The sequence below is a fragment of the Janthinobacterium sp. FW305-129 genome (assembly GCF_020858115.1).
Taxonomy (GTDB): Bacteria; Pseudomonadota; Gammaproteobacteria; order Burkholderiales; family Burkholderiaceae_D; genus Janthinobacterium.
In genome coordinates, this window is the sequence record NZ_JACYMM010000012.1 from 121,955 (window position 1) to 139,411 (window position 17,457).

At 65.6% G+C, this 17,457-nt stretch carries 17 protein-coding genes; 10 read left to right on the top strand and 7 right to left on the bottom strand.

What is annotated here, in order from left to right:
• Nucleotides 1-122 precede the first annotated feature (122 nt).
• The 3 genes from IGS61_RS23000 to IGS61_RS23010 are packed head-to-tail and all read left to right on the top strand — an operon-like array spanning nucleotide 123 to nucleotide 2,637.
• Complete coding sequence (locus IGS61_RS23000) at nucleotides 123-668, top strand: TadE family protein (protein ID WP_230541731.1); 546 nt, start codon at nucleotides 123-125, stop codon at nucleotides 666-668.
• On the top strand, nucleotides 668-1,273 hold the full coding sequence (locus IGS61_RS23005; RefSeq protein ID WP_230541732.1) for a TadE/TadG family type IV pilus assembly protein: 606 nt from the start codon (nucleotides 668-670) through the stop codon (nucleotides 1,271-1,273). The genes IGS61_RS23000 and IGS61_RS23005 overlap by 1 nt, the downstream gene beginning before the upstream one ends.
• Entirely contained in the window at nucleotides 1,273-2,637 is a 1,365-nt protein-coding gene (locus IGS61_RS23010; RefSeq protein ID WP_230541733.1) for a vWA domain-containing protein, read from the top strand. Before IGS61_RS23005 ends, IGS61_RS23010 begins: the two co-directional genes overlap by 1 nt.
• 11 nt (nucleotides 2,638-2,648) lie before the next feature.
• On the opposite strand, the gene IGS61_RS23015 is transcribed toward IGS61_RS23010, so the two are convergent.
• Together IGS61_RS23015 and IGS61_RS23020 are read right to left on the bottom strand one after the other, a co-directional pair.
• Complete coding sequence (locus IGS61_RS23015) at nucleotides 2,649-4,505, bottom strand: amidohydrolase (protein ID WP_230541734.1); 1,857 nt, start codon at nucleotides 4,503-4,505, stop codon at nucleotides 2,649-2,651.
• A 70-nt stretch (nucleotides 4,506-4,575) separates the two neighbouring features.
• Entirely contained in the window at nucleotides 4,576-5,229 is a 654-nt protein-coding gene (locus IGS61_RS23020; RefSeq protein ID WP_230541735.1) for a hydrolase, read from the bottom strand.
• Nucleotides 5,230-5,448: 219 nt separating this feature from the next.
• On the opposite strand from IGS61_RS23020, the gene IGS61_RS23025 reads away from it, so the two are divergent.
• Nucleotides 5,449-5,703 carry a hypothetical protein gene (locus IGS61_RS23025; RefSeq protein ID WP_230541736.1) on the top strand — a complete coding sequence of 85 codons (255 nt, stop codon included), beginning with the start codon at nucleotides 5,449-5,451 and terminating at the stop codon, nucleotides 5,701-5,703.
• Nucleotides 5,704-5,710: 7 nt separating this feature from the next.
• Here the strand turns inward: IGS61_RS23025 and IGS61_RS23030 are convergent, their stop codons facing one another.
• The 4 genes from IGS61_RS23030 to IGS61_RS23045 form a co-directional block, all read right to left on the bottom strand.
• Nucleotides 5,711-7,855 carry a TonB-dependent receptor plug domain-containing protein gene (locus IGS61_RS23030; RefSeq protein WP_230541737.1) on the bottom strand — a complete coding sequence of 715 codons (2,145 nt, stop codon included), beginning with the start codon at nucleotides 7,853-7,855 and terminating at the stop codon, nucleotides 5,711-5,713.
• Between the two features lie 73 nt (nucleotides 7,856-7,928).
• On the bottom strand, nucleotides 7,929-9,356 hold the full coding sequence (locus IGS61_RS23035; RefSeq protein ID WP_230541738.1) for a M23/M56 family metallopeptidase: 1,428 nt from the start codon (nucleotides 9,354-9,356) through the stop codon (nucleotides 7,929-7,931).
• Between the two features lie 3 nt (nucleotides 9,357-9,359).
• Nucleotides 9,360-9,737: a BlaI/MecI/CopY family transcriptional regulator gene (locus IGS61_RS23040; protein ID WP_230541739.1), complete on the bottom strand. Its 378-nt coding sequence runs from the start codon at nucleotides 9,735-9,737 to the stop codon at nucleotides 9,360-9,362.
• Nucleotides 9,738-9,832: 95 nt separating this feature from the next.
• Nucleotides 9,833-11,554 carry a methyl-accepting chemotaxis protein gene (locus tag IGS61_RS23045; RefSeq protein WP_230541740.1) on the bottom strand — a complete coding sequence of 574 codons (1,722 nt, stop codon included), beginning with the start codon at nucleotides 11,552-11,554 and terminating at the stop codon, nucleotides 9,833-9,835.
• A 290-nt stretch (nucleotides 11,555-11,844) separates the two neighbouring features.
• On the opposite strand from IGS61_RS23045, the gene IGS61_RS23050 reads away from it, so the two are divergent.
• From IGS61_RS23050 to IGS61_RS23075, 6 genes are all read left to right on the top strand, one after another.
• The gene (locus IGS61_RS23050) at nucleotides 11,845-13,215 is read left to right on the top strand and encodes a DEAD/DEAH box helicase (RefSeq protein ID WP_128139990.1); all 1,371 of its coding nucleotides are present in this window, start codon (nucleotides 11,845-11,847) and stop codon (nucleotides 13,213-13,215) included.
• Nucleotides 13,216-13,348: 133 nt separating this feature from the next.
• Nucleotides 13,349-14,149 carry a 2-oxo-tetronate isomerase gene (gene otnI / locus IGS61_RS23055; protein ID WP_230541741.1) on the top strand — a complete coding sequence of 267 codons (801 nt, stop codon included), beginning with the start codon at nucleotides 13,349-13,351 and terminating at the stop codon, nucleotides 14,147-14,149.
• A gap of 88 nt (nucleotides 14,150-14,237) precedes the next feature.
• Entirely contained in the window at nucleotides 14,238-15,056 is an 819-nt protein-coding gene (locus IGS61_RS23060) for a hypothetical protein (protein WP_230541742.1), read from the top strand.
• A complete protein-coding gene (locus tag IGS61_RS23065; protein WP_230541743.1) occupies nucleotides 15,041-15,508 on the top strand; it encodes a hypothetical protein in 468 nt (155 codons plus the stop codon). The genes IGS61_RS23060 and IGS61_RS23065 overlap by 16 nt, the downstream gene beginning before the upstream one ends.
• An 80-nt stretch (nucleotides 15,509-15,588) precedes the next feature.
• Entirely contained in the window at nucleotides 15,589-16,005 is a 417-nt protein-coding gene (locus IGS61_RS23070; RefSeq protein ID WP_230541744.1) for a VOC family protein, read from the top strand.
• A gap of 108 nt (nucleotides 16,006-16,113) precedes the next feature.
• Entirely contained in the window at nucleotides 16,114-16,494 is a 381-nt protein-coding gene (locus tag IGS61_RS23075) for a TraR/DksA family transcriptional regulator (protein WP_230541745.1), read from the top strand.
• Nucleotides 16,495-16,669: 175 nt separating this feature from the next.
• Here the strand turns inward: IGS61_RS23075 and phbB are convergent, their stop codons facing one another.
• A complete protein-coding gene (phbB, locus tag IGS61_RS23080; protein ID WP_230541746.1) occupies nucleotides 16,670-17,416 on the bottom strand; it encodes an acetoacetyl-CoA reductase in 747 nt (248 codons plus the stop codon).
• Nucleotides 17,417-17,457: the final 41 nt, after the last annotated feature.

A 17,457-nucleotide genomic window follows, 5' to 3' on the forward strand; every position in this document is an offset into this window, starting at 1 on the left:
AATTAGGAATGGGCAGCCCGCCATTGACTATGTAAATTATAATAAACTTGATTTCCGTGCATTTTAATGCGAACCTCACTCGCGCAAAGCGCGATAAAATGAGCTGAGGCAAATTGATTTGAATGCATTGCCATAAAACGCAGGCGCAAGCCTTTACCTGGATACCCGAAATGATGCTCAGCAAGGCTACGGCCCGCTTTTCCCGCCCTCCGCCACGCAGCATCCGGCAGGCTGGCGCCACCCTTGTCGAGTTTGCCATCATTGCCCCGGTCTTCCTGCTGCTGCTGATCGGCATGATCGAACTGAGCATGGCCTATTTCGCCAATCTCACCATGCAGCATGCGGTGCGAGAAGGCGCACGCTATGCCGTGACGGGCAACAAGGATCTCGATCCGGCCAGCAGCAACCAGCAGCGCTACCAGGCCGTCATTCAAAAGATGAAAGCCAGTTCCATGGGCATCTACGACAAAGTCAATCCCGTCATCACGGTCAATGGCACCAGCGGCACCAGCACCGGCATGTTCGGCAACAGCGGCGATATCGTCGTCATTTCCGTCGCATACAACTGGAAATTCGCCACGCCGCTGATGGCCGCCTTCTACAAGGACGGCAAATCGCCCTACGTCGTGGCCGCCACCATGCGCAATGAAAGCTTTGGCGGCCTGTGATGCGCTCCCGCCCTCTTGCGCGGCGCGCCGCGCGCGGCATCGCCGCCATCGAATTTGCCATCGTGCTGCCGCTGCTGGCGCTGCTGCTGTTCATGGTGGTCGACCTGTCGCGCGCCATCCAGGCCAAGATCATCCTGCTCAACATCAGCCGCGAAGGCGCCAACCTGGCCTCGCGCTCGACGTCCGACCTGAGCGGCTCAAGCCAGACCATCATGAATGCGCTGGCCGCCAGCACGCCGCCGCTGGACATGAACAGGCGCGGCATGATCTACGTCACCAAGATCATGGGCTACACGGCGAAGAGCGGCTTGCGCAATATCGTGCTGGAACAGTACCGCTGGGACGCCGGCGCCAAGGCCAGCGGCTACCTGCCCGCCAGCCAGGTGTGGCAATGCAGCAGCTGGAGCAATGGCACGTGCACCAGCATCGCCAAGGACGACTATGCTCCCACGGTGGCATTGATGCAGAACCAGCTGGCGGACGGCGAGCTGATCTACGCCGTGGAAACTTTCTACAATTTCGACATGCTTTTCGGCACCTTGAAAATTGGCAACAGCACGACGCCCATCCTGGGCCCCAACCTGACTTCGATGACGATATTCTGATGCGCATTCCACACAAGCGGCAAAGCGGCCAAGTGCTGATCATGGTGGCGCTGTCGGCCGTCGTCCTGATCGCCTCGGCGGGCCTGGCCATCGATTCGGCCCTCGGCTACTTCGTCAAGGCCAAGCTCAATGCGGCCGTCGACTCGGCCAGCCTGGCGGCGGCGCGCGGCGTTACTACAGGCAACTCGGAAGCGGAACAGCGAGCCAGCGCGCGCCAGTCGGCCAAGGAGTTTTTTGATATCAATTATCCGGATCAGTTCCTGCTCTCGACGCCGACCCTGAATCCCGTCGACGTCACGTTCGACAAGGGCACCGTCACCATCGACGTCTCGGCCACCGCCTCCCTGCCCGTCTCGCTGATGGGCATACTCGGCTTCAAGACCCTGAACGTGGCCGCCAGCGCGCAAACCATCCGCAAGGACCTGGATATGGTGCTGGTGATGGATACGTCGGGGTCGCTGAAAAACAATGCCGACGCCGTGCGGGCGGCGGGCATTTCCTTCCTGAATAAATTCAATTCCACCGTGGACCGCGTCGGCCTCCTGCATTTTGCCAGCGGCGCGCAACTCGATCTGCCGATCAAGACAAGCGATCGCGGCTTCAATCGCACGCAGGCTGGCAATGCCATCAATGGCTACAAGTTTGAAGGCGGCACGAATTATTCGGAAGGCATGTGGAATGCCCTTGATCAACTCAAGGGCATCAGCCAGGTCAATCGCTCCAGCCTGCGCGTCATCGTGTTCTTTTCCGACGGCTCGCCGTCCGCCTTTTCCTCTTACTTTTTTCCCGCTACCACGGGCAATTGCACGAAAGCGGGAGCGCTGGCCGTGTACGACGATTTACCATCGAGCGGTTTTGCGACAGATGGACTGTACCGTATCGATGCAACCAGCACCAAGCTCGCGCCCGAGACCTATTGCGCCAGAAACCTGATCAGTGAATTGCCGGCCTGGTATAACGCGCACAATCCTCCCGCCCAGGCCGACGATCCGACGGCACGCGAATTCCCTATCGTGACCACTGCGCCGCGTGCAGTGAGCAAAGATATGTCCACCAGAAAACTTCAGTGGACCAATATGCACCGTGCATCGCGCAACCTGGCAGAAGCGATGGCCAGCAAGGCGCGCCTGGAAAAAACCTACATCTTTACCCTGGGCATGGGCGCCGCGCTGAAGGGCATGGCAGGGCCGGACAATGAAATCGGCGAAGACTTGCTGCGCTGCATGGCCAACACGAGCGATGCGCCAACGCGTTGCCGCAAGCCGGCCGAACCCATGGGCCTGTACTGCTATGCGGCCACCGAAAGCGACCTGAGCCCTTGTTTCACGCGGCTCGCCTCGGCCATCCTGCGCCTTTCGAAATAAGGCCCGGCCGCCTAGAAGGCGAAGCAGCTGCAGCCCAGGGTGCCCCAGAAACCGGAAAAATCGCTGATCGGCACGGCCGACTTGCGCGCCCGGTCGTGCGCATGCGCATGCACGCCGCAGGCGCCCGCGCACTGGTGCGGCAGCATGGCTTGCGCTTGCGCCGGCCTGGCTGCGGGCCGGTAATGGCCGGGCACCGCGCGCACGGGCGACCACTCGGGCAGCACGGGGATGGCCGGCGGCGCCAGCGCCATGAATTCTCCCTGGGCGTAGACGACCTTGCCGCCCACCATGGTCAGCACGGATTCGATGGACTTGATCGCCTCTTCCGGCACCGTAAAGTAATCGGCCGACAGCACGGAAAGGTCGGCCAGCATGCCCTCGCGGATGCGCCCCTTCTTGCCTTGCTCGCTGGAAAACCAGGCGCTGCCCGCCGTCCACAGTTCCAGCGCCGTGTCGCGCGACAGGCGCCCCGCCGCATCCGTCAGGGCCAGGCCGCCCACGGTACGCCCGGAAACGAGCCAGTACAGCGCCGTCCACGGGTTGTAGCTGGCGACCCTGGTGGCATCCGTGCCGCCGCCCACGGGCACGCCCGCGTCCAGCATGCGCTGCACGGGCGGCGTGGCTTTGGCCGCCTCGGCCCCGTAACGCTCGACGAAATATTCGCCCTGGAAGGCCATGCGGTGCTGGATGGCCAGGCCGCCGCCCAGCGCTTTCACGCGGTCGATGTTTCTCGGGCTGATGGTTTCCGCGTGGTCGAACAGCCAGTGCAAGCCGCCGAACGGCGTGTCGCGGTTGACCTTTTCAAACACGTCGAGCATGCGGCCGATCGATTCGTCATAGGTGGCGTGCAGGCGGAACGGCCAGCGCTGCTCGACCAGGTGGCGCACGACCTTTTCCAGCTCGTCTTCCATGCCGGCCGCCAGCTCGGGGCGCGGCTCGAGGAAATCCTCGAAGTCTGCGGCGGAAAACACCAGCATTTCGCCGGCGCCGTTGTGCCGGTAGTAATCCGTGCCGTCGCCGGGCTTGATCATGCCCGTCCACTTCTGGAAGTCCTGCAATTCCGCGCCCTTGTTTTGCGTGAACAGGTTGTAGGCGATGCGTATCGTCAACTGCTCCTTTTGCGCCAGCTCATCGACGACAGCGTAGTCTTCGGGATAATTCTGGAAGCCGCCGCCGGCGTCGATGGCGCTGGTGATACCGAGGCGGTTGAGTTCGCGCATGAACTGGCGCGTGGAGTTCACTTGCAATTCCAGCGGCAGCTTCGGGCCTTTCGCCAGCGTGGCATACAGGATCATGGCGTTCGGCCGGGCGATCAGCAAGCCCGTCGGGTTGCCGGCCCCATCGCGCACGATCTCGCCGCCGGGCGGGTTCGGCGTATTTTTATCGTAGCCGACGGCGCGCAGGGCGGCGCGGTTGAGCAGGGCGCGGTCGTACAGGTGCAGGATGAAGACGGGCGTGTCGGGCGCGGCCGCGTTGATTTCATCGAGCGTCGGCATGCGCTTTTCCGCGAACTGGAATTCCGTCCAGCCGCCCACCACGCGCACCCATTGCGGGTTCGGCGTGCGCAAGGCTTGCTCCTTGAGCATGCGCAAGGCGTCGGCCAGCGACGGCACGCCTTCCCAGCGCAGTTCCAGGTTGTAGTTCAAGCCGCCCCGGATCAGGTGCAGATGCGAATCGTTCAGGCCGGGAATCACCGTACGGCCAGCCAGGTCGATCAGCTGCGTGGCGGGGCCGCGATGGCGCATCACGTCTTCGACGTCGCCGACGGCGAGGAACTTGCCGTCGGCGATGGCGACGGCGGACGCCAGCGGCTGCGCCCTGTCGACCGTGTGGAAACGGCCATTCAGTAAAATCGTGCTTGCGTGCATGGAAACTCCCGGTTCAGGTGAAGAATACCGCCCCGCCGGCGGGCGGCGCTGGCGCGATATCAATGAAAGCTCAATGACCTTCGCTGGCGTTGAACATGGATTTGGCGTAGATCAAGCCCAGGCCATAGCCGCCGCCGTGCGCCACGGCCGTCGCCACCGTTTCATTGTAGGTCTCGCCGCGGGCCCAGTCGCGCTGCAGTTCCAGCAAGTATTGCACGGACGTCATCGGCTGCGCGCCCGCCTGTATCATGCGCTGCATGGCCATCGCATGGGCTTCATCGGAGACGTCACCGCTGGCGTCGGCGATCACGTACACCTCAAAACCCTGCGCCAGCGCCGACAGGGCGGGGCCGACGATGCAGACGGAGGTCCACAGGCCGGCCAGCACGATCTTGCCCTTGCCGTAACCGTTCACCTTGTCGGCGATGCGCGCGTCTTCCCAGGTGTTCATGGTCGTGCGGTCGACCGGCGCCTGGTCGGGAAAGACGGACTGGATTTCGTCGAAGATGGGACCGGAGAACGACTTGGCCGCCACCGTCGTCAAAATCGTCGGCACATTGAATTGCGCCGCCGCCTTCGCCACCAGGGCCGCATTGTTGCGCAGCAAGGCCAGGTCGATCGAACGGGTGGCGAACGCCATCTGCGACTGGTGGTCGATCATGATCAGGGTATGATCGTCAGGGGTCAGCAGTTTTTGGGCGGCTTGGGCGGTGGCGATAGGCATGATGTTTTCCTTGGTGAAAATAATTGAATATAAAAAAAGGGATGTCGTTGTACGGTGCTTCTGCTCCTGCCCTTGCGTCACGCTGTGTGTGCCGGGCCAGTGCTATGCAGTATGGACGAGATACTTTGAAAACAAAAACGGAAAGAATGCCAAGCTATGTGCAATTTTTTCGATAATGAAAAATAGCCGCTGCGGCGGCCCGCAAATCAAGGAGAAAACATGGGATTTGAATTCAGGATCACGGCCAGCCTGACGCCGGAACAGCGCCAGCACCTCGCGCGGCTGCCAGAGTTGGCGGCGCCGGCGCCGCGCCCGCCCGGCAACGCCATGCCCGACACGGACGCCAGGCTGACGGCCGCCGGCCTGTATGTCTGCCAGCACCTGCGCCCGGACCCGTGGCACGGCCTGGACGCCGTGCGCGCCTGGCTCGATGCGCAGGGCATCGCTTACGTCGTCGCGGAGATCGACGACTGAACAAGGCCTACAAGGAGCCTTCGAGCATGACGCGCAGGGTGCGGTAGCTGCCCGTATCGACCGTGCGCAACAGGCTGCCGGCGCCATCCGCATACAGGCTGCGCGCGCGCTCAGGCTGCCGCAGCAGATTGGCGCCCGACACGCGCAGGCGCAGCTGGTCGCTGAACTTCCACAAGGCGTACAGGTCCAGTTCGCGGCGGGCGCCCTGCCAGGCCAGCAGCTGGCTTGACTCGCGCCACCGTCCGCCGCCCTGGTAATGCAGATTGCCGCCCACGGTCAAGGGCTTGCTGGACAGCCGGTAATCGGCGCCCAGGTTGGCGCTCCACGGCAGCTGGCCATCGAGGCGGTTGTCCGGGCCGGCGACGGCGTCCAGCGTCGACCAGTTGCGCGCCACGTTCGCCCGCAAGTCCAGCGCGGGGGCGCCCGCCCACAGCGCCGCCAACGGCAGCTTCGCTTCCAGTTCGATGCCGCGCACCTGCGCCCTGCCCTGATTGACGGGCGTGGCCACCCAGCGCCCGTGGTCCTGGTACAGGCGGTCCAGCATCACGTCGCCGATGCGCCGCAGCGAGGCGCTGGCGCCCAGCATGGCGCCCTGTGCCCCGCCTGCCGGATAGTATTCGTAGGCCGCATCGAGGCCCCACGCCAGCTCCGGGCGCAGCGCCGGGTTGCCCCGGTTGTCGGGATTCGCGGGGCTATTGCCGTTGTCGTTGAGGTAGGGCCGCGGGATCAGCTGGAAAATCTGCGGCGCCTTGTAGGTGCGCGTGACGGCCAGGCGCACCTGATCCTTGCCGGCCAGCTTCCACAGGCTGTGCAGCACGGGGCTCCACACTTGCGCGCGCACGTCGACGGCGTCCGCGCCACCGGTGGCGCTGGCCGTGCGCCAGGTTTCCCAGCGCAGCCCCAGAGACAGCGACCAGCGCGCGGAGATATCCCATTCATCCTGCGCAAACAGGGCCAGGCGCCGCAGCGTGGCCGCATAGTCTGCGTCCGGCAGCACGGGCGGCCCGCCCGGCGACAGCTGGCGCTCGCGGCGAAACTCGGCGCGCCGCCGGTGCCCCGCATCCCAGCCCGCCGCCAGCGCGTGCCCCGCGCCCAGCGTCCGGCGGTAGGTGCCGCTGGTCTGGGCGCCCAGCTCGTCCACGCCCGCATCGACGCGGCGCACATTCGCCGGCCCGGGCGCGGCACTGACGCCCTGGAACAGATAGTCGCTGCCACGGTGGTTGACATCGAGGCCCAGTTTCATATCGAGGCTGGCCCCTTGCCCCAGCTTGCGCAACCAGTGCAGATCGCTGCGCACGGTGCCGCTGTCCTGGCTGAAGGCGGCGTCGTTGTGCGGATAGTCGGTATGACCGCCCAGATAAGCCGTTTCCACCACCTGGCGGCGGCTGGCCACGCGGCGCAAGGTGACCAGGCTTTGCCAGGCCAGGCTGTCTTCGCCCGCCAGCGCCCATTGCAGGCGGGGCGCCAGCTCGAACGCATCGCTGGTCACGCGCTCCGTCAGCGGCATATGGCGCAGCACCGTGGGGCTGCCAGCGGCATCGTATGCGCGGTTCCATTCATCGAGCACGCCCCGGCGCCCCGTGTGCGCGAGCGTGCCGGCCAGCGCGTAGGACAGGTCCCCGTCCTTGTCCGACCACTGCACGGTGGCGCTGCCGGCGGGCATGCCATGGCTGCCGGACGCCCCCAGCTTGACAGTGCGCTCGCGCCGCTTGCCCGATTTTTTCAGCACAATATTGACGGAGCCGGCGATCGCCTGGGCGGAAAATTGCGCCGTGGCGGCGCGCATGATTTCCACGCGCTCGACCAGTTCCGGATCCAGGGAGTCGAGCGAAAAACCGGGCGGCACGGGCACGCCGTCGAGCATGACCAGGGTATAACCCTGACCCAGCCCGCGCAGCTGGATTTGCCCGCCAGCCGTGCCCGAAGCCGTGCCGCCGATGGTAACGCCGGGCAGGCGCTTCAGGGCGTCGGACAAGGTACGCTCGCCCTGGCGTATCAGTTCCTCGTGGCCGACGACGATGGCGGCGACGGTGTCGCTGCGGCGCTGGTCCACTTTGCCGGCAGTGACCGTCACGGAAGGGAGAACGTCCACGGCACGGACGTGCGCCGTCCACGGCAGCGCAAGGCTGCACAATACAATACTCAATCGCATGGGGAATCCTGAAAGGGTTGTGGTGGAGTCGACTGTGCGCTCGCGCGCTCACCCGACCCGCGGCCAGGTAACACTAGCGGCCGAACTGCTCCTTGCGCGTGCGCAGGGCGCGCGCGGTGGCGTTGGCATCGAGACCGGCCAGCCACTGTTGCGGGTCCTGCAAACGCCCGTTGCGGATCACCTCGAAATGCAGATGCGGTCCCGTCGCCAGGCCGGTGGCGCCCACGGTGCCGATGGCCTGCCCCGCCGTGACGGCCATGCCGGTGGTGAGCGTGACCCGGTCGAGATGGGCATACAGCGACTCGACGCCGCCGCCATGGTCGATGCGCACGGCCTTGCCGAGGCGCGCATCTTCGCTGACGCTGGCGATGCCGTCGGCCGCCGCATGCACGGGCGTGCCGCGCCTGGCGCCCAGATCGATGCCGCGATGGCCCCGCGGCGTCAGCTGGCGCACCACGCCAAAGAAGCCGGTCACGCGCATGGTATCGAGGGGATTGCGCCAGAGCGCTGGCGCCGTCGCCGTCGCAGCGGGCATGGTTGCCGGCGCGGCTGCCACGGCCCACGCCAGTGCCGGCTGCAGCGCAAGGCTGGCCGCGCCGATCGCGCACAGCAGCAGCGCCGTCAGCACCCGCAGGGCCGCAGGCGGGCGCTCCTGCCCGTCACGCATGCGCCGCAGGCGCTCGGCCATGCCGCCGCCGCCGAAGGCCAGCCCCGGCAGCGGCTGCGCCTGCAGTCCCAGCTGCCGGACCAGGGCGGCCGCATATTGCTGGTGCTGGCGCGCGGGGCGGCCCGCCAGAACCTGGCGGTCGCAACCGAGCTCTTGCGCCCAAGCCAGCTGGCCGGCCAGCCAGCGCGCGGCCGGATTGAACCACAGCAGCGCCTGCAGCAGATTGGCCAGCAGCAGGAGCACGGGATCGCGCCGGCGGGCATGGGTCAGCTCATGGGCAATCACCAGCTGCCGCTGTTCCGGCGTAAATTGCGCCAGGTGCGCCGGCAACAGCAAGCGCGGCCGCCACACGCCCACCAGCATCGGCGAGATCGGCGCGTCCACTTCCAGCACATCCATGCCAGGCAGGCGGCGGCGCCGCGCCAGTTGCAGCAAGGTGCGCAGCATGGCGTGGCCACGCCGCCAGCGCCAGACGGCGCAAGCGACGCCCAGCAAATAGATCAGGCCCCAGGCGGACGGCACCAGGGCCAGCCAGGAAGCAGCCGGTGGCAGCCCGGCAACCGGCGCCGCCATGGCCAGCGGCGCGCCGGGCGCCGTGCCGGCCAGGAAAACGGGCACGCTTACCTCGGGCACCACGCTCAGCTGCCGCGCGTCGGGCAGCAGCGGCAGCACAAACACGGCGGCCAGCACCAGCTGGGCGCCCAGCCACACGCTGCGCTGCGCCGCCAGCGCGGGCCAGCGCCGTTGCGCCAGGCTCAGCATTGCCCACAGCAGCGGGCCCGTCACGAGACAGGCGGCGCTGGCCTGCAACAGCGTGAGAGAAAACAGCAGCATCGCCTATTCCTTTCCCTCGAGCGGCCAGTCCTGCAGCAGCTGCTCCAGCGCCGCCAGCTCCTGCTGGTCCACCAGTTTGCTGCCCGTAAACATACTGACCGGCAAGGGACTATCGATTTCCATCACGCGCCGGCCAAAGTCGTGGGCAAACGCGGCCAGGGTAGCCACCTTGTCCACGTTCGCTTCATACACGAGCACGCCATGCACGCTGCGCTGCAGCAGCATGCCCTTGTCCAGCATGCGCTCGACCGTCTTGCGCGTGGACGAAAACGACCAGCCCAGCTCGTCTTCCACCCTGGCGTGCAATTCACGCGCGGACAGCGGGTGGTCTTTCCACAAGGCTTTCAATAACGACAATTCGGTGACGGAGGGCGTGCTCATGGTGCATCCTTTTAGTGACTATTGACACAATTATGCGACAACAGTCACATGCACGCAAGCGCTATTTTGCGACAACTGTCACATGCACTGCGACATTAAAACTCGTCCCACTCGTCTTCCCCCGGGCGCTGCTTGTCGGCCGGAACTTGCGGCGCATGGCGCGCCACGGGTTTACCGCTGAGGCGGGCAGGTGCGCGCGCCGCCTTGAGCGGCACGGGACGGCGCACGGCGGGCCGGGGTGACGGCGCCGCGACGGCGTCCACCTGCGCCGTCCTGAACACGGCCACCGCATCGGCCAGCCGCGCCGCCTGCTCCTGCATGGCTTCCGCCGCAGCGGCGGCCTCTTCCACCAAGGAAGCGTTTTGCTGGGTCACATGGTCCATTTCGCTGATCGCCTGGTTGACTTGCTCGATGCCGGCCCGCTGCTCATCGCTGGCGGCCGAGATATGCCCGACGATGCTGCTGACCTTGTGCACGCTGTCGACGATCTCGTGCATGGTGTGGCCCGCCTCGTCGACCAGGCGCGCGCCGCTCTCCACCTGCGCCACCGAGTCGTTGATCAGGGCCTTGATTTCCCTGGCGGCACCAGCCGAACGTTGTGCCAGGTTGCGCACTTCCGTGGCGACGACGGCAAAACCGCGCCCCTGCTCGCCCGCCCGGGCCGCCTCCACGGCCGCGTTCAAGGCCAGGATATTCGTCTGGAACGCGATACCGTCGATGACGGCGATGATGTCGACGATCTTGCGCGACGAGTCGTTGATCGAGCCCATGGTGTCGACCACCTGCGCCACCACGCTGCCGCCCTTGCCCGCCACGGCGGAGGCCGATGCGGCCAGGCCGTTGGCTTCATGGGCATTCTGCGCGTTCTGCTGCACCGTGCCGGTCAGTTCTTCCATCGACGAGGCCGTTTCCTCCAGCGAACTGGCCTGCTGTTCCGTGCGGGCCGACAGGTCGAGGTTGCCCGATGCGATCTGGCGCGAAGCCGTGGCGATGGCTTGCGTGCCGCCCCGCACCTCGGTGACGATGCGCAGCAGGCTGGCCGTCATGTCCTTCAATGCCTGCATCAGTTCGCCCGTCTCATCCTTCGAACGCACTTCCACCTGCACCGTCAGGTCGCCCTGCGCCACCTGCCTGGCCACGCCGATGGCCGAGCGCAGCGGCACGCTGATGTTGCGCGCCAGCCACCAGGCGATCAGGGCGGCCAGGAACAGCGCCGCCGCGCCGCCGCCCAGCAAGGTCCAGTGCGTGCGCGCCTGCAAGGCCGCCGCCGCTTCCGAGCGCTGCGCCAGCAACGCCGTTTCCGCCTGGCCGATCTCGCCCAGCAAGGTCCGCATGGCATCCATGGCCTGCTTGCCCCGTCCCTCCTTTTCCAGCGCCAGCACGGGCTCGATGGCCGCCGTGCCCTGCGCCACGGCGCGCCGCATGGCGATCACGGGTTCGAGCGCGCCGGCCAGCCAGGCTTGCTTGGCGGCATCGAGTTTTGCCAGGCGCTCCTGCTGGGCCGGATTGTCGCTGGTCAGGGCGCGCGCCTTGTCCAGGTGCGCGCCGAACGCGGCCTGACCCGCCTGGTACGGTTCCAGCGAGGCCTCCACGCCCGTGATCACATAGCCGCGCTGGCCCGTTTCCATATTGATCAGGCTTTCCAGGATGGCGCTGTTTTCGGCCAGTACCAGGTAGGTGTGGGTGTTGATGGCATTGGCGTCGGCCAGCCGCGCGACATTCAGCGTGGCGACGGTGACCAGGGCGGCCAGCAACAGGACGATGGTGGCAAAACCGCCATACAGGCGGGTGGCGATGCGAAGATCGGCAATACGCATGATAGTCCTCCGGGAGTGAACACCCCGGCGCCGCGCTGAGTCCCGCGAATGGAGTGCTACAGGCAATAATAATGAAAAACGGCATGAAAAGGCGCGCCCTGGCCATGTATTTCTTTTACCTGTGGCATTGCATACTTTAAACAAACTCGGCGGTTTTTTGCCATGCTGTTATACTTCGCGTGTGCGGCACATATGACCAGTCCCCTTGCCGCTGTCTTTCGACCCCTAATCTGATTGCCTGCGACTGGCGCCCCACGATGGCGACAGGCCGATCTCACAATAAAGTTACCATGTCCTTTTCCTCCCTCGGATTGTCCGACGCTATCGTACGTGCAGTTACCGAACACGGCTACACCGTGCCGACCCCGATCCAGTCGCAGGCGATTCCCGCCGTGCTCGCTGGCGGCGACTTGCTGGCCGGCGCACAGACCGGTACCGGCAAGACGGCCGGCTTCACCCTGCCCGTGCTGCACCGCCTGTCCACCGACGCGAATGGCGCTGCCATCACCAGCAACACCTCGACGCGCCCCATCCGCGCCCTGATCCTGGCCCCGACGCGCGAACTCGCCGCCCAGGTCGAGGAAAGCGTGCGCGCCTACAGCAAGTACACCAAGCTGAATTCGGCCGTGATCTTCGGCGGCGTCGGCATCAACCCGCAAATCAAGCAATTGAAGCATGGCGTCGACATCCTCGTCGCCACGCCGGGCCGCTTGCTCGACCACATGGGCCAGGGCACCGTCGACCTGTCGAAGGTGGAAATCCTGATCCTGGACGAAGCCGACCGCATGCTGGACATGGGCTTCATCCGCGACATCAAGAAAGTGCTGGCCGTGCTGCCGCCGAAACGCCAGAACCTGCTGTTCTCGGCCACGTTCTCGGAAGAGATCAAGGCCCTGGCCGACGGCTTGCTGAACAAGCCGGCCATGATCGAAGTGGCGCGCCGCAATTCGACCGTGGAAGTGATCAAGCAAAAGATCCATCCCGTCGACCGCGACAAGAAGCACCCGATGCTGTCCTACCTGATCAAGTCGAACAACTGGACGCAAGTGCTGGTGTTTACGCGCACCAAGCATGGCGCGAATAAACTGGTCGAGCAGCTGGGCGCGGACGGCATCGGCGCCCTGGCCATCCACGGCAACAAGAGCCAGTCGGCGCGCACGCGCGCCCTGTCGGAGTTCAAGGATGGCACCCTGCAAGTGCTGGTCGCCACCGACATCGCCGCGCGCGGCATCGACATCGACCAGTTGCCGCACGTCGTCAACTACGACTTGCCGAACATTCCGGAAGACTATGTGCACCGTATCGGCCGCACGGGCCGTGCCGGCGCCAAGGGCGAAGCCGTGTCGCTGGTCTGCGTGGATGAGCACGAAATGTTGAAAGACATCGAAAAGCTGATCAAGCAAACCCTGCCGCGCGAAGTCATCCCCGGCTTCGAGCCGGACCTGAACGCCCGCGCCCAGCCTGTGCAATTGCGCAGCGGCACCGGCGGCCACCGCAACAACAGCCGCGCGCCAGCCGGCGCCGTCGTGCGCGTGAAAACGGGCGGCAGCGGCGCCAAGCCACGCAGCGCCGGCCCGTCGGGCGGCGGCGGTGGCGGCAACCGTTCCGGCAATGCGCCGCGTTCGGCGGCGAATCACAGATCTGGTGGCCGCGGCCGATAATACCCGCTTGTAAGCGCGTATCGCAGCAATCAAAACCGTTCCAGGACTTGTTTCTGGAACGGTTTTTTCATGCACGCCACTGATTGGCAATTTGGGCTAGGATAGTATCCATCTTCCTCACCTGCGTGCTGCCATGCCGAACTTCGCTGCCAACCTCAGCATGATGTTTACCGAACTGCCCTTCCTGGACCGCTTTGCCGCCGCCAGGGAAGCGGGCTTCGATGCCGTCGAATTCCTGTTTCCCTATGCCGTCGAGGCGCGCCAGATTGCCATGCGGCTGGAACGCCACCATTTGCAGCTGGCCGTGTTCAACTTTCCGCCCGGCGACTGGGAGCACGGCGAGCGGGGCATCGCCTGCGATCCGCGCCGGGGCGAGGAATTCCGCACGAATGTGCAGCTGGCGCTCAACTACGCGCTGGCGCTGGGGGCGAAACAACTGCACTGCATGTCCGGCATCGTGCCGCCAGGCATGAGCCTGGAGCGGGCCCGGCAAAGCCTGATCGGCAACCTGCAACATGCGGCCGACGCCTGCCGGCCGCACGGCATCAACGTGCTGATCGAGCCGATCAACCGCTACGACATGCCCGGTTACTTTCTGAACCATAGCCAGCAAGCGGCCGACATCATCGCCGACTGTCAGCGCAGCAATATTTTCCTGCAATACGATATTTATCACATGCAGCGCATGGAAGGCGAGCTGAGCAACACCATCCGCGCCCTGCTGCCCCTGATCCGCCACATCCAGATCGCCGACACGCCGGGCCGCCATGAACCGGGCACGGGCGAGATCAACTACCGCCATCTGTTCAAGCTGCTCGACCAGATCGGCTACGCGGGCTGGGTCGGCTGCGAATACCGGCCCGCCAGCGACACCGTTGCCGGGCTGGGCTGGCGCGCGCAATTGACGGGCACAACGGGCACAACAGGCGCCTGATCGCAGCGCGCTTGCGCCCGCACAAGGCGGGCAGCGCTGGCCGGCACGACAATACCTTTCCATACAGTACTTACTGTCGAGAGGTGACGTGTCCACCCTGCCCGCCCGCCTTCGCCGCGCCCTTTGCCATAGCCTCGGCCTGCCCCTCTGCCTGGCCGTGCTGCTGTGCGGCTGCGCCAGCCCGCGCACCGACCTGGCGCAGGTGCGCGCCCTGGCCGCCGGCACCGATGCCTTGACTGCCTTCAACGAACTGTCGCAGCGCCACGTGGACAGCTACCAGCGCGCCCGCCCCTACCTGTCGCCGGCTGAAGACGCGCGCGAACGCCTGCTCGATGCGCAGCGCCGCGCCGCGCAGGCGGACGTCGCGCGCCTGGCGCAGGCCGTGCGCCTGTACCTGCAGGCGCTGGGCCGGCTGGCGAATGCCGATGCGTATGACGTGCAGCCGGAACTGGCCGGCGCCGGCGCCGCCATCCGCGCCTGGCCCGGCAGCGGCATCGACGACCGCCACGTCAGCGCCTACACCGTATTGCTGCAGCAACTGTCGCGCCTGGGCGGGGCGGCCAGCCAGCAGGCACACCTGGCGCAAGTGCTGCACGATGGCGACGCGCCGCTGCAAGCCTTGCTGGCGGCGCTCGACAGCTTGCTGGCGCTGTACGACAAAAGCGGAGATAACGAGCGCGACATGGTGCTCGGCTTGCTCGAGGTGGAAATCGCGTATGCCGACACGCCGCAGCAGCGGCTGCTGTCCGTGCTGGCGAAAAACATGCAACAAAGCAAAACCGAAGAATACCGGCTGCTTGGCCTGCGCCACACCCTGGCGCGCCGGCAACTGGCGGCACTGGCGCGCGGCCATGCCCAGCTCGCTGCCGCCCTCACCACCACGGAGGCAAGATGGACGGATCAGTAAGCAGGAGCAGCGAACGCCGCGAAGCGGCCCTGAGCAGCGCCATGCGCGTCGAGCAACTGGCCGACAGCCTGTCGCAGGCGGCCGTCACCCTGCATGGCGCCGTCATGCGCGCCATCCGCAAGCGCGCCAGCCAGGGAGAGAACGGCATCAGCCACAGCCAGGCACAGGCCGTCTTCGCCCTGGAAGTGGCCTTGCGCCAGCAAGCCAACCAGCTGTATGCCGATGCCGCCGGGCACACGGTGGCCGGCCTGGAAACGGCGCAGCGCCAGCTCAGCGGCCTGCTCGACACGGTGCGTTTGCGCATCGCCCGCAACGACGACGTGCGGCACTGGATCAGCCTGGCGACGAGCTTGTTGCACCTGGGCAGCGCCGTCCTCGCCGGCAATCCCGAGCGCATCCTCGGCACCCTGGGCAAGGTGCGTGAGCGGCTGCAAGAGATGACGCCGGAGTGATTGAAATCGGCCGGCGAACGCCTATACTGGGACGTCCCCGCCTGGCAATCGTGCCGGCGGAACCACCAGAGGAGGCCAATATGCGTATCGAACCGTATTTGCAATTCAATGGAAATTGCGCGCAAGCGCTGGAATATTACCGCCAGCACCTGCATGGCGACAACCTGTGCCTGATGCCGTACCGGGGCACGCCAGGCCAGGAGCAAGTCAAGGAAGACTGGTACGACAAGATCATGCACGGCTCCGTGCAGCTGGGGCCGACCATGCTGATGGGCTCGGACGGCGGCTGCGACGAGGGCGCCAAGGGCATGAGCGGCAGCTCGGTCTGCCTGACCGTCGACACGCCGGAAGAGGCGGAACGGGCGTTCGACGCGCTGGCGCGTGACGGCAACATCCAGATGCCCATGCAGGAAACGTTCTGGGCCAAGCGCTTCGGCATGCTGAAAGACCAGTTCGGCGTGGCCTGGATGGTCAACTGCCTGAAAGAGCCAGCATAGAACGGCCCGCGCCTGCCTGCGCCGCGTCAAACGCGGCGCGGGTAGTAGCGCAAGCAGAAGCGCCCATCCTGGACTACCATAGAGGAGAGACGCCTATCGGGGACAGCCATGAATGGATTGCCACAGGACCAGTTGCAGCGCCTGCAGGGCGTGCTGGAGCAACGCAAGCTGGCGTTGCTGGAACAGATCGAGAATGAAACGGCCGAGGCCGATGCGCGCGCCTCGCTGCTCAATGAAGTCGAAGCTTCGCCGGCCGACAATGCCAGCGTGCGCACCCTGAACGCCCTCGTCAGCGAAGCGGCCGAGCACAACCTGGCGCAACTGGCCATCATCAAGCACGCGCTGGCCAAGTTTGCCGACGGCAGCTACGGCCTGTGCGACAACTGCGGCGAAGCGATCGGCCTGTCGCGCCTGAACGCGCGCCCCGAAGCCCGGCTGTGCATCGATTGCCAGACGCGGCTGGAAAAAGCCCGGCGCCCGCTACCCTGATGGGAGCGTCACGGCGGCACGACAACAAAGGGCAAGGCATCGCTGCCCTGCCCCCTGTTTTCCCGCGTGACTACCATGCTGCCTGCCGTCCTCCGCCAGCGTCTATGCGCCGGCTGGGTGGACGGGTCTCCTCTACTGCCATTGCCCTGCTTCAAATATCCAGCTGCACGCCCGATCAACTCATGTGCTGTCCGCCATTGATGGCGATGTTCGCGCCCGTGACGAACGCCGCCTCGTCGGATGCCAGGTAAGCCACCAGGGCCGCCACCTCGTCCGGCTCGCCCAGGCGGCCCAGGGGAATCTGCGGCAGGATCTTCGTTTCCAGGATATCGGCCGGCACGGCCGTCACCATCTGCGTGCGCAAATAGCCGGGCGAAACCGTGTTGACGGTGATGCCGTGGCGCGCCACTTCCAGCGCCAGCGCCTTGCTGAAGCCATGCACGCCCGCCTTGGCGGCCGCATAGTTGCACTGGCCAAACGCGCCCTTCTGGCCATTCACGGACGAGATATTGATGATGCGGCCCCAGCGATTGGCCAGCATGGGTTCCAGCACCTGCTTGCTCATGTTGAACAGGCTGTCGAGATTGGTGCGCATGACCTCGGACCAGTGCGGCAATTCCATCTTGCGCATGCTCTGGTCGCGCGTGATGCCGGCGTTGTTGACCAGCACGTCGATGCGGCCGAACTGCGCCAGCACCCTGCCGACGGCTTCGCTGCAGGCAGCAAAGTCCGTCACGTCGAGCGCCAGCGGATGAAAATAATACTGCTGTGCCTGCTGCTCGTCGAGCCAGCTTTCCACCCGCGTGTTGCCCGGCGTATGCGCCGCCACGACGGCAAAGCCCGCCGCATGCAGGCGGCGGCACAAGGCCGTGCCCAGGCCGCCCATGCCCCCCGTCACCAGCGCTACCTTTTGTTCCTTCATTGCTGTCTCTCCCCGCTTGTTATGGTTGTTCTGCGTGGGAT

Bases quoted from the DNA above. Each gene is read 5' to 3' on its own strand.
- IGS61_RS23000 (WP_230541731.1), top strand. From the start codon at position 123: ATGCATTGCCATAAAACGCAGGCGCAAGCCTTTACCTGGATACCCGAA.
- IGS61_RS23005 (WP_230541732.1), top strand. From the start codon at position 668: ATGCGCTCCCGCCCTCTTGCGCGGCGCGCCGCGCGCGGCATCGCCGCC.
- IGS61_RS23010 (WP_230541733.1), top strand. From the start codon at position 1,273: ATGCGCATTCCACACAAGCGGCAAAGCGGCCAAGTGCTGATCATGGTG.
- IGS61_RS23015 (WP_230541734.1), bottom strand. From the start codon at position 4,505: ATGCACGCAAGCACGATTTTACTGAATGGCCGTTTCCACACGGTCGAC.
- IGS61_RS23020 (WP_230541735.1), bottom strand. From the start codon at position 5,229: ATGCCTATCGCCACCGCCCAAGCCGCCCAAAAACTGCTGACCCCTGAC.
- IGS61_RS23025 (WP_230541736.1), top strand. From the start codon at position 5,449: ATGGGATTTGAATTCAGGATCACGGCCAGCCTGACGCCGGAACAGCGC.
- IGS61_RS23030 (WP_230541737.1), bottom strand. From the start codon at position 7,855: ATGCGATTGAGTATTGTATTGTGCAGCCTTGCGCTGCCGTGGACGGCG.
- IGS61_RS23035 (WP_230541738.1), bottom strand. From the start codon at position 9,356: ATGCTGCTGTTTTCTCTCACGCTGTTGCAGGCCAGCGCCGCCTGTCTC.
- IGS61_RS23040 (WP_230541739.1), bottom strand. From the start codon at position 9,737: ATGAGCACGCCCTCCGTCACCGAATTGTCGTTATTGAAAGCCTTGTGG.
- IGS61_RS23045 (WP_230541740.1), bottom strand. From the start codon at position 11,554: ATGCGTATTGCCGATCTTCGCATCGCCACCCGCCTGTATGGCGGTTTT.
- IGS61_RS23050 (WP_128139990.1), top strand. From the start codon at position 11,845: ATGTCCTTTTCCTCCCTCGGATTGTCCGACGCTATCGTACGTGCAGTT.
- otnI (WP_230541741.1), top strand. From the start codon at position 13,349: ATGCCGAACTTCGCTGCCAACCTCAGCATGATGTTTACCGAACTGCCC.
- IGS61_RS23065 (WP_230541743.1), top strand. From the start codon at position 15,041: ATGGACGGATCAGTAAGCAGGAGCAGCGAACGCCGCGAAGCGGCCCTG.
- IGS61_RS23070 (WP_230541744.1), top strand. From the start codon at position 15,589: ATGCGTATCGAACCGTATTTGCAATTCAATGGAAATTGCGCGCAAGCG.
- IGS61_RS23075 (WP_230541745.1), top strand. From the start codon at position 16,114: ATGAATGGATTGCCACAGGACCAGTTGCAGCGCCTGCAGGGCGTGCTG.
- phbB (WP_230541746.1), bottom strand. From the start codon at position 17,416: ATGAAGGAACAAAAGGTAGCGCTGGTGACGGGGGGCATGGGCGGCCTG.